We start from the raw sequence: 14,363 nt of genomic DNA on the forward strand, positions 1-14,363 counted from the left end.
TTAATCACTCACTGGCAACTGTAGCAAAGCCTTGTGCCATATTTGGTTTAAACAGCTGAAATGACCCTTGCTCCACCTGCATCGGCTCCACCTTTTGCTCTTCATCTTCAACCTGTAAATCAAAGATTTCTTTGAACAGTAAAAGTTTTTCTTCTGCATTCGGCTCCGCGGCAATTTCTTTTGCCTTTAAGATAGGATCTTTCAGCATTTGATTGATAATGCTTTTCGTATGTTTATTTAATAGCTTCATTTCACGGTGTGTGAGATTCGGAAGCTTTCGCTCAATACTCTGCATCGTATCCGCTTGAATCGTCAGCGCCTTTTCTCTAAGTGCAGAAATGACAGGAACCACACCAAGCGTATTCAGCCATTGCTTAAATTCCACAATTTCTGCTTCAATGAGGAGCTCAACCTGCTCAGCCACCGCACGGCGTTCTTTTAAATTAGCTGCCACGATGCCCTCAAGATCATCAATGTCATACAAAAAAGCACCTTCTACTTCAGAAATGGCTGGATCTAAATCACGAGGGACAGCAATATCCACCATAAATAGAGGTCTGCCCTTCCGCTTTTTATTCGCACTTTCGACCATTTCTTTTGTAATGACAAATTGTTTCGCACCAGTGGAACTAATTAAAATGTCCGCTTCGGATAATGTTTTTTCCAATTGGTTTAAGCTTTTAGGCTCTCCTGAAAAACGGCCCGCCAATTCTTTTGCTTTCTCATACGTTCGATTGATAACCGTTACTTGACCAATCCCTTGACCTTGAAGGTTTTGAGCCGCTAGTTCGCCCATTTTACCCGCACCAAGAATCAGGACATGTTTATCAGAAAGACGTCCAAAGATTTTTTTCGCAAGCTCGACAGCTGCATAGCTGACAGACACGGCATTAGACGCAATGTCTGTTTCCGCATGAGAGCGTTTTGCAACGGTGACCGCCTGTTTGAATAAATAATTGAAAACGGTACCAATGGTCTTCTCCTCTTGAGCTACTTTAAAGCTAGAGCGCACTTGACCAAGTATTTGTGTTTCGCCAATCACCATGGAATCAAGTCCACAGGCCACACGGAATAAATGCTCGACCGCTCCATCATTTTCATAGAACTTCAAATACGGCGAGACATCTTCCTTTTCTAAACCGAACCAATCAGCTAAAAATCTTTTTATATAAAACCGTCCAGTATGAAGCTGATCTACCACTGCGTAGATCTCTGTTCGATTACATGTTGAGATGACGATATTCTCTAGAATGCTTTTTTCTTCTTTAAGCTTGGACATCGCTGTTCCGAGCTCGCTCGGTTCAAAGCTCAGCTGTTCCCGTATCTCAACAGGGGCTGTTTTATAATCTAAACCCACAACAAGAATATGCATAACTTCAGCTTGCACCCCCAACGCCCTGTCTAATTTATAATAATTACAATATAGAATTTATTATTTATAGTGATTATAACATATATTCATTTTTAACTGGATGAAAATTGTGAACAGATTTCAAAAATGTTGTGATATAGTAGAAAAATGTTCGACACCCATTATGCCATATCATCACTTCAAGCAATTTACCAGATTTGGCGCGTGCGGACAAATGATCTGCTTAAAAGAAGGTGACATCTTTGAAGAAGAAATCCATTTTGCTACCGCTCACTTTGCTGGCTGTAGCGCTATATGCCATTCTCTCAGGAGGTCAATTTGACATTTGGAAGGATCAAGAGAAATGGTATACACTCGTACTGCTTTTTGGCCTTGCTTTCTTATATCAAGGAAAGAAGGAGCAAGAAAGCGCTCATGTGTTTATCGGTATGCTGATGACGGGCCTTTCGCTACACTTTATTCTTCAGCCAAAATTGGACTACTGGCCAGACACATTTACGATGATCGTATTCATCGTTGGACTTGCTCTTTTTGTGAAATCATCTCAGAAAAAAGAATATCGTATTGAAAGTGTTGTTCTCATTGCACTCGGTCTGTTCCTTTATTTCTTTCAGCAAATTACAAAGCAGCTAAGTTCCCTTTCGATCCCTACTTCCGGTTTTGAATTGTACTGGCCTTATGTACTGATTGCTGTCAGTCTCCTCTTATTATTTTTAAAAAGGAAATAACTTATACAATAAAAAGGCATCTGCTCATGACAGATGCCTTTTTTTAGTTATTAATCTTCGCAAGGATGGCATTCCAGGCTTCGTCTTTTCCCTTTTTTGTTTCAGAAGAGAATAGGACTAGTTCATCTGATGGGGCAATGTCGAGTGTCTGTTTGACGACTTTCGCATGTTTTTCCCATTTGCCTTTTGGAATTTTGTCCGCCTTTGTTGCGATGACGATCACGGGAACGCCGTAATATTTCAGGAATTCATACATGTTCACATCATCTACTGATGGCTTATGACGCAGGTCCACAATTTGGACAACTGCTTTTAATTCTTCACGCATTGTAATATACGTTTCGATCATTCTACCCCAGGCTTCACGCTCTGTCTTTGATACTTTAGCAAAGCCGTAACCTGGAACGTCCACAAAATGGAGCATATCATTGATGATGTAGAAATTAAGCGTTTGAGTCTTACCTGGTTTAGAAGACGTACGTGCTAAATTTTTACGATTAATCAATGAGTTGATGAACGAGGACTTCCCAACATTTGATCGTCCAGCAAGAGCGATTTCAGGCAGTCCCCCGCTCGGGTACTGCTCTGGTTTTACCGCACTGATGACGATATCTGATTTTGTTACTTTCATCTTCCCTCTCCTACCAACGCTTTCTCAAGCACCTCATCTAAATGCGAGACTGGAATAAAGGTTAGTCCTTCTCTCACACTTTCAGGAATATCATCAATATCCTTCTCATTGTCCTTTGGAAGAATAATGGTTTTCAGTCCTGCGCGATGTGCGCCTAATGCTTTTTCTTTTAGTCCGCCAATTGGAAGCACTCTTCCTCTTAACGTAATCTCTCCTGTCATACCAACCTCTTTTGACACAGGTCGTCCTGTGAGGGCTGATACAAGAGCCGTCGCAATGGTGATACCAGCTGATGGCCCGTCCTTTGGAACCGCACCCTCTGGAACATGGATATGAATATCATGCTTTTCATTAAAATTAGGATCAATGTTCAGTTCATCTGCTTTCGAACGAATATAACTGAATGCCGCCTGTGCAGATTCTCTCATGACATCACCAAGCTTACCTGTTAACAACAGCTTGCCTTTACCCGGAGAAAGTGATACCTCAATTGACAAGGTGTCTCCGCCAACAGTGGTATACGCAAGTCCTGTGACAACTCCCACTTGGTCTGTCGTTTCAGCCTGACCATAACGGTAAAGTCTTTTTCCGAGAAATTCAGATAAGTTCTTTTCTGTCACCGTGATGCGTTTGCGGTCTTCAGCCACAATCGCTCTTGCCGTTTTACGGCATATCCCCGCAAGCTGACGCTCTAATCCACGAACACCAGCTTCTCTTGTGTAATAGCGAATCGTATCATAAATCGCTGCTTCACGGAGCTGCAAGTTCCCTTTCTTTAATCCGTGCTCCTTTAGCTGCTTCGGCAGAAGGTGATCTTTCACAATTTCTGCTTTTTCAACCTCTGTATACCCTGCAATCGTGATAATCTCCATTCTATCACGAAGTGGACCTGGAATGGTTGCTAAATTGTTGGCAGTGGCAATAAATAGCACCTGAGATAAATCAAATGTTTCTTCAATATAGTGATCGCTGAAGTTATGATTTTGCTCTGGATCTAAGACTTCGAGCATCGCAGAAGATGGATCGCCTCTAAAATCAGAGGACATTTTATCAATTTCATCTAAAAGGAAGACCGGATTCATCGTTCCTGCCTTGCTCATTCCGCGAATGATACGGCCTGGCATCGCACCTACATACGTTCTTCTATGTCCACGAATCTCAGACTCATCACGCACACCGCCAAGGGAGATACGGATAAACTTTCGGTCAAGTGATTTGGCAATCGATTTGGCAAGTGACGTTTTCCCTACGCCAGGAGGTCCTGCTAAGCAAAGAATCGGTCCTTTTAACGAATTGGTCAGCTTCTGGACAGCAAGATATTCAAGCACCCGTTCTTTGACCTTTTCCAGCCCGTGATGCTCATCATCTAAAATTTCACTTGCAAGCTTTAAATCGAGACGATCTTCTGTATAGATGCCCCACGGGAGGCCGATCAGCCAATCAATATAATTTCGAATCACAGAGCTCTCAGCAGAGCTTGAAGGAATTTTTTCATAACGATTCAATTCTTTTAGCGCCGTTTCACGAACAGAATCCGGCATGCTCGACTCTTCGATTTTAGACATTAAAGAACTGACTTCGCCCGTTTTCCCTTCTTTGTCTCCAAGCTCCTTTTGAATGGCTTTCATTTGTTCACGTAAATAATATTCTTTTTGCGTTCGTTCCATTGAACGTTTCACGCGCTGCCCGATTTTCTTTTCAATCTCGAGCACTTCTTTTTCATTGTGAATTAAGCTGATGACCCGGTTCAGCCGTTTTTTGACATCTACTGTTTCCAGTACTTCTTGTTTGTCCTTTAATTTAAGCGGCAGGTGAGAAGCAACGATATCTGCCATTCTCCCCGGTTCTTCAATGTCCGTCACTGTTGCATATGTTTCAGCTGAGATTTTTTTTGAAATTTTTATGTATTGATCAAAGTGATCTAACAATGTACGCATGAGGGCTTCTGCTTCTGCGTCCTTTAATTCTTCTTCTGTCAATTCTTTAATGTCGACGGACGTATAGTCCTCCAGCTCGACATATGATTCGATCTGCGCTCGATTTAGGCCTTCAACGAGTACACGAATCGTTCCATTTGGCAGCTTCAGCATTTGTTTAATTTTTGTGTAGGTGCCGACTTTGAAAATTTCCTCTTCACCTGGTTCATCTATTGAAATTTCCCGCTGTGTAGCTAGAAAAATCATATGATCGTTCATCATCGCCTGTTCTAATGCTTGAACAGACTTTTCGCGTCCAACGTCCAAATGCAAGACCATTGTTGGATAAACAAGCAAACCTCGCAATGGAAGGAGCGGAACATTCTTTTTGATTTCATCTGCCATGTTGATTGACACCTCCGTCACTAGTATGAATCATTATAATATACCTGTTTCAGTCTTGTACAATGTAAAAGACTTGAGAAATGTTGATCTTACCGTAGTATACCCTTTCTTTTTATCTTGAAAAAGAAAAAAAGATCTATTTCACTAAAAAATCCCCATATGTGATGGGGATTAAACAGATTTTCTTTTCATTTCTTCTTCTAGTCCATCTTTCTTCTCGTCTGGCGGGTTAACCAAACACTGATCCAGCACTTCTTGGAAGTGCTTCACAGGCACAATGGTGACCCCTTCAATCTCTTTTAAGATCGACTGCTGGTTGTCATAAGGAATAATGACGGTTGTGGCACCAGCCTGCTTCGCTGCCTTTATCTTCGGTATCACACCACCGATCGGCTTCACCTGACCTTGCAATCCGATTTCACCCGTCATGGCTGTCAGATGATCAATCGGGATTTGATGTATGGCTGAGAAGATTGCGGTTGCCATGGCAATCCCAGCAGACGGTCCATCAATTGGGGCACCGCCTGGAAAATTAATATGGATGTCATATTCATTTGTCCGAATGCCTAAATTTCGAAGTACCGTTAATACATTTTCAACTGACCCTTTGGCCATACTTTTTCGTCTAATGGATTTCGATTGATTGCCAATGCTTTCTTCTTCTGCAATGCCTGTAATGTTGATACTGCCTTTCTCAAGCGCCTTACAGATGTTCACTTCAATCTCAAGCAAGGCACCGCTGTTTGGTCCATAAACGGCCAGTCCATTGACTACCCCCACTTTTGGCTTTTCCGGTACTTTTTGTTCATATCTTGGTGTCAGCTGGCTCGAATGAATAACCCATTCTACATCTTCGATCGTGATGTCTTTTCGATTTTCCGTGACCGCCATGCCAGCGGCAATCTGCACCATGTTGACGGCTTCACGTCCATTTTTCACATAGGAGGTTAACAGGTTCAGCCCTTCATCACTTAATACCTTTTGAATTTTTTGGACAGCCTTGGCAGCGACGATTTTCAGTTCATGCTGGTCAAGGTCTTTAAAGAAAATTTCGAGACATCTTGACCGGATCGCTGGTGGAATTTCGTCAGGTGTTCTTGTCGTGGCACCTATCAATCGAAAATCGGCCGGAAGTCCATTTTGGAAAATATCATGAATGTGATTCGGGATTTGGGTATTTTCTTCACTGTAGTAGGCACTGTCTAAAAAGACTTTCCGATCTTCCAGCACTTTGAGCATTTTGTTCATTTGGATCGGATGCAGTTCGCCAATTTCATCGATAAACAGAACCCCGCCATGAGCATGTGTGACGGCTCCTTGTTTTGGCTGCGGAATGCCTGCCTGTCCCATTGCTCCAGCCCCTTGGTAAATTGGGTCATGCACGGAACCAATAAGCGGATCTGCAATGCCTCGTTCATCGAATCTCGCGGTTGTGGCATCGAGCTCTACAAAGACCGCATCTTTTTTAAAAGGAGAATCAGCGTGACGCTTCGCTTCTTCCATCACAAGACGGGCAGCGGCTGTTTTACCGACTCCCGGTGGTCCGTAGACGATGACATGCTGTGGGTTCGGCCCACATAGTGCCGCTTTTAGTGCACGAATGCCGTCTTCCTGCCCTACAATATCCTGAAACCCCTTTGGCCGGACTCTCTCTGATAAAGGTTCACTCAGCTTGATTGACCGCATCTTTCTGAGTGCCTCCATTTCTTTCTTTGACTCTTTGTCTATCGTCACCTTTTGTGTGCGCTGATTTCGCAGTAAGTTCCAAAAGTACAGCCCGATGACGATACCAAAGAACAGTTGTATGAATAAAACGATTCCTGTCCAGCTCAATCGGTGCTCCCTCCTTCATCTATCGTATGTATTGGTTTCTGTCTGCTAGTATTTCCTAGAGCTGGACGGAATAAACACAACTTCCACGATAAATAAAAAACTCCTGAATCAAAAGGATTCAGGAGTGAGACTACTCTTATGCAGATGTTTTCGTATCTTTATTAACGACTGTGCCGTCCTTTAACACAAGACGCGGCGACACGCCATCAGCAACTGTTGCACCAGTGATTACACATTTTTCAATATCATCACGTGATGGAAGGTCAAACATCACATCAAGCATGATGCCTTCAATGATTGAACGTAGACCACGAGCTCCTGTTTTACGCTCAATTGCTTTTTTCGCAATTTCGCTAAGAGCATCTTCTTCAAATTCTAGCTCTACATCATCAAGCTCAAGCATTTTTGTATACTGCTTAACGAGTGCATTTTTAGGCTTCGTCAAGATCTCTACAAGTGCTTTTTCATCTAACGGCTCTAGGCTTGCAATAACCGGTAGACGGCCGATGAATTCTGGGATTAAACCGAAGCGAAGCAAGTCTTCTGGGAGTACTTTTGATAAAAGAACTTCTTTTTCAAGATCTTCGATTTTATTTTCCGCACCGAATCCAATGACTTTTTGACCTAAGCGGCGTTTGATGATTTGCTCAATGCCGTCAAAGGCTCCACCACAAATAAAGAGGATATTTGTTGTATCGATTTGAATGAATTCTTGATGAGGATGCTTACGTCCACCTTGAGGCGGTACACTAGCGACAGTTCCTTCAAGAATTTTCAATAGTGCTTGCTGAACACCTTCCCCAGATACATCACGAGTGATAGAAGGGTTTTCTGATTTTCTTGCTACTTTATCGATTTCATCAATGTAGATAATACCTTTTTCTGCTTTTTCTACATCATAATCGGCTGCTTGGATCAGCTTTAGTAAAATATTCTCTACGTCTTCACCAACATAACCTGCTTCAGTTAAAGATGTTGCATCTGCAATCGCAAATGGCACATTTAAAATACGAGCAAGCGTTTGAGCAAGTAATGTTTTACCGCTTCCTGTTGGCCCAATCATAGAGATATTACTTTTCGAAAGCTCAACATCATCAATTTTGCTGTTGGAATTGATCCGTTTGTAGTGATTATAAACCGCTACAGCTAAGGATTTCTTCGCATTTTCTTGGCCGATGACATATTCATCAAGAATCTCCCGAATTTCATGAGGCTTCGGAACATCCTTGAATTCAACTTCTTCCTCAGTGCCGAGCTCTTCTTCAACTATTTCCGTGCAAAGCTCGATACATTCATCACATATATATACGCCAGGTCCTGCGACCAGTTTACGCACTTGATCTTGCGTTTTTCCGCAAAACGAGCATTTTAATTGACCTTTTTCCTCGTTGAATTTAAACATTCTTTCACCCCTTATTCTTCTTCACTTGCCTGTAGCTAACAGTCAGCTACCTTTCTGGGTCCAGTATGTATGCATTTTACCATACTTTCCTAAAAGACGGTAATGATGTGTTTCTAACACTGCACATCGAGATATGTATAACAGAAAGATGCGACTTACACTATCGTTTCCAAAAGAAGCGATGATAAGTCAAAAATTGTACAAAACAAGGCACGAGTCACTCGCGCCCTGTTTTATTATTATGCACCATATTAACGGTTTTCTACAAGAAAATCAATTGCTTTACGAACTTTTAGATCTTCTTTCATTGCGTCAGTAGATCCGATCGCTTGTTTAATATTTTCAATTGGCATGTTGTATGCTTCAGCCATTTTTGAAAGCTCTTCTTCTACTTCTTCATCAGACACTTGTAAGTTTTCTGCAGCAGCAATTGCTTCAAGTGTTAGGTTAGATTTTACGCGTTTAGCAGCATCTTCTTTCATTTGCTCTTTCAGCGCATTTTCATCTTGTCCTGAGAATTGGAAGTAAAGCTCAAGGTTCATTCCTTGCATTTGAAGGCGTTGTTCGAATTCTTTCATCATACGGTCTAGCTCTGTGTCAACCATCGCTTGTGGGATGTCAACTTCCGCATTTTCAGAAGCTTTCTCAACTAGCTCTTCACGAAGTTTACCTTCTGCTTCGTTTTCTTTCGCTTCTTCAAGACGTTTCTTTGTTTTTTCAGTTAGTTCAGCAAGAGTTTCTACTTCTTCGTCAACATCTTTCGCGAACTCATCGTCAAGTGCTGGAAGTTCTTTTGCTTTGATTTCGTGAATTTTCACTTTGAATACAGCTGGTTTACCTGCAAGGTCTTCAGCATGGTATTCTTCTGGGAAAGTGACTTCTACGTCTTTTTCAGCTCCAGTTTCAAGACCAACTAACTGCTCTTCAAAACCAGGGATGAATGAATTAGACCCTACTTCAAGAGAGTAGTTCTCAGCTTTTCCGCCTTCGAATGCTTCTCCATCAACGAATCCTTCGAAATCAAGAACAACTGTATCGCCGTTTTCGATTGCGCCTTCTTCTTTGATAACAAGCTCAGCTTGACGGTTTTGCATGCCTTTTAACTCTTCTTGTACATCTTCATCAGTGACAGTAGCGTCGTCTTTTTCTACGTTAAGACCTTTGTAGTCACCAAGTTTCACTTCAGGCTTCACTGTTACTTTTGCAGTGAAGATTAAGCTTTCGCCTTTTTCGATTTTCTCAACATCGATTTCAGGGCGGTCAACTGGCTCGATACCAGCTTCGTCGATTGCTTTTGGATACTCAACTGGAAGAAGAATATCTAATGCATCTTGATAAAGAGATTCTACACCAAAACGCTGTTCGAAAAGACCACGTGGTACTTTCCCTTTACGGAATCCAGGGATCGATACTTGCTTAACAACTTTCTTAAACGCATCATCAAGTGCTTTGTTAAATGTTTCAGCATCAACTTCTACCGTTAAGATGCCTTCGTTACCTTCTTGTTTTTCCCATTTTACTGACATGTGTGTTTCCCTCCAAAAATCTATTCAGATTGTGCGTTGTTACATTCTAAAGCATCATAAAGACTTCGTCCAATTAAAAACCACGCACGCCGCTAAAGAAGCGGTATTATGTATACAACATTTGACTTGATTATACATATCGTCTTTCAACCATTGGAATCGACAACTGCACGATATATGCACAAATACAACCATTATATTATAACATAACAAGTCCGTCTTTCAACTAAATCGACAAATTACAAATAAGAAATTTCTTCAATATCTTTCAGCATTGTGCAAGCTTCTCTCAGCTCTCGTTCATCAAATTCATACAATAGATGCAATTCTTCGAGGTCAATCTCGATCCCATGCATTTCATAGCCGACTTTATGAAGTGCTGCTGCCCAAAGATTCGGATCTGTGTATTTAGGAAGAAATGGATATAGGACAAATAAGTGCCGGCGCCATAACTCTTCCACGCCTTGATAAAGGGTTGGGTTCTCATTGCCGAGTGTATCATCGAGCTTTCGAAGGACTTGCTGAAGCAGCGGCATTTGCTCTGGTTTAACAGCCTCAGAAGGAACAAGCGTTAAAGAATCACCGAACTTCGTCACATGAACCGGCTTTGCCACATCATGATCTGACAGAAGCTGCAGAATCAATGATTTGACCAAAGGGTTTCCATCAGGCTTTTGTAGGATCGTATTTAATAGACCCATGTGCGGCGTGATGTTTCGGTCTTTCAGCGAATGGATGAACTGCACCTGCTCCTCTGGACGCTCGAGCAGATCATCTATATTGATTTCACTGCCGTCCTCTTCATCTTCATCTAAAATCTGTTCAGGCGATTCGATCATTTTTCTACTAAATTCGAGCAGCTTGTAAAAATGCTCCGCGCTTTCTGCTGGAAGGTGGTTTTCCTCAAGTACTGCTTCAATTGTCTGCTTCACTTCTTCATATTCTTTCAGCTGAATTAATATTGTCATATACACTTGAAGCACGGTGAAGTAATGACCATATCCTTCATGCAGCATCTTTTCACACACACGCTTTGCATCCTGCAGCTCGCCCAGCTCCAGAAAACAAATCGCCATACCGAGATGAATATCGGATTCTTCATCGTCATCATAAGATTTTGCTTCTGAAAACAAGTGAAGTGCCTCTTGATACTGTTTATCTTTTAATGCTGCCATTCCTTTTTCAATCAGTCTTTCTTTCAGACCAGGAAACAAAATGACATTATCTTTCTTCTTGTCATGTTTCATGCTTACGTTCCTTTCGGGCGCATATTTTTTATCAGTTTACCAACGAAGGTTAGTAAACACAAGTAACGAGAGGTTTTCATGCAAAAAAGAAGCCGTCACACCTCGGGCGGACGGCTTCTTGTTGTTTACGCACGCAGCCAGCTGCTGCGCTTATCTTCAAATGCTTGAATGTCATCTTCTAGTAGTAAAGTTAATGAGATTTCATCATAGCCATTCAGGAGCATTTCTCTCCAGTGAGGATCCACATCAAAAGGAGTGATATTCCCTTCGTGATCTTCTATTTGCTGTTTTTCAAGATCAACCGTCATCTCATACCCTTTGTTCTCATATGACGCAGCGAATGTTTTCCACACATCATAATCAAGACGAATCGGAAGCATCCCATTTTTAAAACAGTTTTGGTGAAAAATATCTGCGAATGATGGTGCGATGACAATTTTGAAACCATAATCATCAAGTGCCCAAGGAGCATGTTCCCTTGATGATCCGCAGCCAAAGTTTTCTCCTGCGATCAAAATGGATGAACCTTCATAAATCGGCTGATTCAGTTCGAAATCAGGATTTGGGCTGCCATCGGCTAAATACCGCCAGTCGAAAAAGGCAAACCGACCATATCCTGTTCGTTCAATTCTCTTCAAAAATTGCTTCGGAATAATTTGATCTGTATCTACGTTGATACGGTTAAGCACAGCGGCTTTTCCTTTGTGTGTGACTAAAGGCTCCATCTATGACAACTCCTTACACGACTGTTTTCTCTTGATTAAACTTCCTGACATCGACAAATCGGCCATGTATTGCAGCCATTGCGGCCATTGCCGGGCTGACAAGATGCGTTCTCGCACCTTTTCCTTGACGACCCTCAAAGTTACGGTTTGATGTGGATGCGCAGCGTTCACCTTCTGGTACCACATCGTTATTCATGCTTAGACACATACTGCAGCCAGATTCTCTCCATTCAAATCCTGCTTCAAGGAAGATTTCATGAAGACCTTCTTCTTCTGCTTGCAATTTGACGCTTTGAGAGCCAGGCACGACAATCGCTCTGACATGATCAGCTACCTTTTGTCCTTCTATCATAGAAGCTGCTTGGCGTAAATCAGTCATTCTTGAGTTCGTACATGAGCCAATAAACACATGCTCAATCGTAATATCTTCAATACGCTGATGCGGATGAACACCCATGTATTCGTACGCACGGACCGCTTCCTTTTGGTCATCCTCTTGCGCAAAATCTTCAGGTCCTGGGATGGATGCATCTACAGGCAGCACCATTCCTGGGTTAATTCCCCATGTGACCATTGGTGAAATCTCATTCCCATCTAAAACAATCGTTTTATCATAGGTTGCACCCGGATCTGTTTTAAGTTCTTCCCATTCTTTAATCGCTGCTTCGAAGTCTTCTCCCTGCGGTGCATATTTGCGGCCACGGCAATATTCAAAGGTGACTTCATCAGGTGCAATCAACCCTGCTCTTGCGCCTGCTTCAATCGACATATTACAAACGGTCATACGTTCATCCATCGTCATGTTTCTGAATACTTCCCCAGTGTATTCAATGACATAACCTGATCCGAACTTCACGCCATGCGCGCCAATGACTGCTAAAATGACATCTTTGGCCGTTACCCCTTTTTGCAGCTTTCCGTCTACTCTAATTTCTAATGTTTTCGGACGCTGCTGCCAAAGTGTTTGTGTGGATAGTACATGTTCAACCTCACTTGTACCAATGCCAAAAGCAAGTGCGCCAAATGCGCCATGAGTGGATGTATGACTATCTCCGCAAACGATTGTTTTTCCCGGAAGTGTCAAACCAAGCTCTGGTCCAACGACATGGACGATTCCTTGGTCTACACTGTGAAGGTCAGCTAGACGGACACCAAATTCAGCACAGTTGCGCTCTAGAGCACTCACTTGTTTTTTAGCAACCTCATCTTTGATCACAAATCGATTCACAGTCGGGATGTTGTGATCCATCGTCGCAAACGTATTTTGAGGTCTTCTCACCTTGCGCCCTTTTTGTCTTAATCCTTCAAACGCTTGAGGCGATGTCACTTCATGCACCAAGTGCAGATCAATATATAAAAGGTCTGGTTTCCCCTCGCCGCTTTTGACAACGTGCTGATCCCATATTTTTTCGATGATTGTTCGAGGCATAACCCTTTTCCTCCCTCTACCTAATTCCACAAGATTCTATTTATACAATTGTTTTCGCGCGCTGCTTGAGTGCGTCTACAACTGCATGAGTGATGTCTTCAGTTGTTTGATACGTTCCCTCTTTTGCCGATAAATCCTTTGTTCTTTTGCCAGAGGCAAGAACAGCTTCCACAGCTTCTTCTATGGCAGCCGCTTCATCTTCTAATGCAAAGGATGTTCTAAGCAAGCTTGCTGCCGACAAAATAGTTGCCAGAGGGTTTGCGACGTTTTGCCCCGCAATATCGGGTGCTGATCCATGAATCGGCTCATATAAATGAAGGCCGGTGCTTGATAGACTAGCAGATGGCAGCATACCGAGTGATCCAGTAATCATTGAAGCCTCGTCACTTAAGATGTCACCAAACATATTCTCTGTCACAATGACATCAAATTGTGCAGGCTTATAAATCAGCTGCATGGCGGCATTATCAACGAGCATGTGCTCAAATTCAACGTCTGGATATTGAGAAGCCACTTCTTCTACCGCATCCCGCCATAGTTTACTAGAAGCCAGAACATTCGCTTTATCCACAGACGTTACTTTTTTCCGTCTCGTTAACGCCATGTCGAATGCTTCTTTTAGTACACGGACAATCTCTTCCTTTGTATAAAGAAGCGTATCAACCGCAGCTTCTTTTCCTTCTTCATCTGTATAGCGCTCGCTTGGTTCACCAAAATAGAGACCACCTGTTAATTCACGAACGATGACAAAATCGACTCCGTTAATGTGATCCTGTTTTAACGGTGACGCCTCGCTTAAGCTATCGAACACTTTGACAGGACGAATATTAGCAAATAAGTCCAATTGTTTACGAATGGCGAGTAAGCCTTTTTCCGGACGAAGCTCTGGTGGATTTTGATCCCATTTGGGTCCGCCGACTGCTCCTAATAAAATCGCATCAGCGCTCTTGCATACATCAACCGTTTCTTTTGGGAGCGGATTATTTTTTTCATCTATTGCGATACCGCCAATGAGCGCCGTTTCGAATTCGAATTCGTGCCTAAATTGAGCCGCTGTCTCTTTGAGGACAGCGACCGCTGATGTCACAACTTCCGGTCCGATTCCATCGCCGGGCAAAAGTGCAATTTTCTTTTTCATGAGGACCTACC

11 protein-coding genes are annotated in these 14,363 nt (G+C 42.5%); 1 reads left to right on the forward strand and 10 read right to left on the reverse strand.

What is annotated here, in order from left to right; genetic code table 11:
* Positions 1–4: 4 nt before the first annotated feature.
* Complete coding sequence (gene hemA / locus MHH54_RS12680; RefSeq protein WP_003216303.1) at positions 5–1,372, reverse strand: glutamyl-tRNA reductase; 1,368 nt, start codon at positions 1,370–1,372, stop codon at positions 5–7.
* Positions 1,373–1,614: 242 nt separating this feature from the next.
* Here hemA and MHH54_RS12685 point away from each other — a divergent pair, with 242 nt between their 5' ends.
* Positions 1,615–2,100: a hypothetical protein gene (locus tag MHH54_RS12685; protein ID WP_044139987.1), complete on the forward strand. Its 486-nt coding sequence runs from the start codon at positions 1,615–1,617 to the stop codon at positions 2,098–2,100.
* A 43-nt stretch (positions 2,101–2,143) separates the two neighbouring features.
* Here MHH54_RS12685 and yihA read toward each other — a convergent pair whose 3' ends face one another.
* The 9 genes from yihA to leuB form a co-directional block, all read right to left on the reverse strand.
* Entirely contained in the window at positions 2,144–2,731 is a 588-nt protein-coding gene (gene yihA, locus MHH54_RS12690) for a ribosome biogenesis GTP-binding protein YihA/YsxC (RefSeq protein WP_003216344.1), read from the reverse strand.
* A complete protein-coding gene (gene lon, locus MHH54_RS12695; protein ID WP_342500305.1) occupies positions 2,728–5,052 on the reverse strand; it encodes an endopeptidase La in 2,325 nt (774 codons plus the stop codon). The genes yihA and lon overlap by 4 nt, the downstream gene beginning before the upstream one ends.
* A gap of 171 nt (positions 5,053–5,223) precedes the next feature.
* Positions 5,224–6,885: an ATP-dependent protease LonB gene (lonB, locus tag MHH54_RS12700; RefSeq protein WP_342500306.1), complete on the reverse strand. Its 1,662-nt coding sequence runs from the start codon at positions 6,883–6,885 to the stop codon at positions 5,224–5,226.
* Positions 6,886–7,021: 136 nt separating this feature from the next.
* Positions 7,022–8,287: an ATP-dependent protease ATP-binding subunit ClpX gene (gene clpX, locus MHH54_RS12705; RefSeq protein WP_003216176.1), complete on the reverse strand. Its 1,266-nt coding sequence runs from the start codon at positions 8,285–8,287 to the stop codon at positions 7,022–7,024.
* A gap of 251 nt (positions 8,288–8,538) precedes the next feature.
* Positions 8,539–9,813 carry a trigger factor gene (gene tig / locus MHH54_RS12710; protein WP_253622369.1) on the reverse strand — a complete coding sequence of 425 codons (1,275 nt, stop codon included), beginning with the start codon at positions 9,811–9,813 and terminating at the stop codon, positions 8,539–8,541.
* A 239-nt stretch (positions 9,814–10,052) separates the two neighbouring features.
* Positions 10,053–11,060 carry a DNA damage checkpoint antagonist DdcA gene (gene ddcA / locus MHH54_RS12715; RefSeq protein WP_050943638.1) on the reverse strand — a complete coding sequence of 336 codons (1,008 nt, stop codon included), beginning with the start codon at positions 11,058–11,060 and terminating at the stop codon, positions 10,053–10,055.
* 125 nt (positions 11,061–11,185) lie between these two features.
* On the reverse strand, positions 11,186–11,785 hold the full coding sequence (gene leuD / locus MHH54_RS12720; protein WP_003216415.1) for a 3-isopropylmalate dehydratase small subunit: 600 nt from the start codon (positions 11,783–11,785) through the stop codon (positions 11,186–11,188).
* 13 nt (positions 11,786–11,798) lie between these two features.
* Complete coding sequence (gene leuC, locus MHH54_RS12725) at positions 11,799–13,214, reverse strand: 3-isopropylmalate dehydratase large subunit (RefSeq protein WP_339160311.1); 1,416 nt, start codon at positions 13,212–13,214, stop codon at positions 11,799–11,801.
* Positions 13,215–13,254: 40 nt separating this feature from the next.
* The gene (gene leuB, locus MHH54_RS12730; RefSeq protein ID WP_003216515.1) at positions 13,255–14,352 is read right to left on the reverse strand and encodes a 3-isopropylmalate dehydrogenase; all 1,098 of its coding nucleotides are present in this window, start codon (positions 14,350–14,352) and stop codon (positions 13,255–13,257) included.
* Positions 14,353–14,363: the final 11 nt, after the last annotated feature.

Origin of the sequence: Bacillus sp. FSL K6-4563, from assembly GCF_038630405.1 — a bacterium.
Lineage (GTDB): Bacteria > Bacillota > Bacilli > Bacillales > Bacillaceae > Bacillus > Bacillus pumilus.

Excerpts from the sequence above, each read along its gene's own strand:
- hemA (WP_003216303.1), bottom strand. The coding sequence starts at position 1,372 with ATGCATATTCTTGTTGTGGGTTTAGATTATAAAACAGCCCCTGTTGAG.
- yihA (WP_003216344.1), bottom strand. The coding sequence starts at position 2,731 with ATGAAAGTAACAAAATCAGATATCGTCATCAGTGCGGTAAAACCAGAG.
- lon (WP_342500305.1), bottom strand. The coding sequence starts at position 5,052 with ATGGCAGATGAAATCAAAAAGAATGTTCCGCTCCTTCCATTGCGAGGT.
- clpX (WP_003216176.1), bottom strand. The coding sequence starts at position 8,287 with ATGTTTAAATTCAACGAGGAAAAAGGTCAATTAAAATGCTCGTTTTGC.
- tig (WP_253622369.1), bottom strand. The coding sequence starts at position 9,813 with ATGTCAGTAAAATGGGAAAAACAAGAAGGTAACGAAGGCATCTTAACG.
- ddcA (WP_050943638.1), bottom strand. The coding sequence starts at position 11,060 with ATGAAACATGACAAGAAGAAAGATAATGTCATTTTGTTTCCTGGTCTG.
- leuD (WP_003216415.1), bottom strand. The coding sequence starts at position 11,785 with ATGGAGCCTTTAGTCACACACAAAGGAAAAGCCGCTGTGCTTAACCGT.
- leuC (WP_339160311.1), bottom strand. The coding sequence starts at position 13,214 with ATGCCTCGAACAATCATCGAAAAAATATGGGATCAGCACGTTGTCAAA.
- leuB (WP_003216515.1), bottom strand. The coding sequence starts at position 14,352 with ATGAAAAAGAAAATTGCACTTTTGCCCGGCGATGGAATCGGACCGGAA.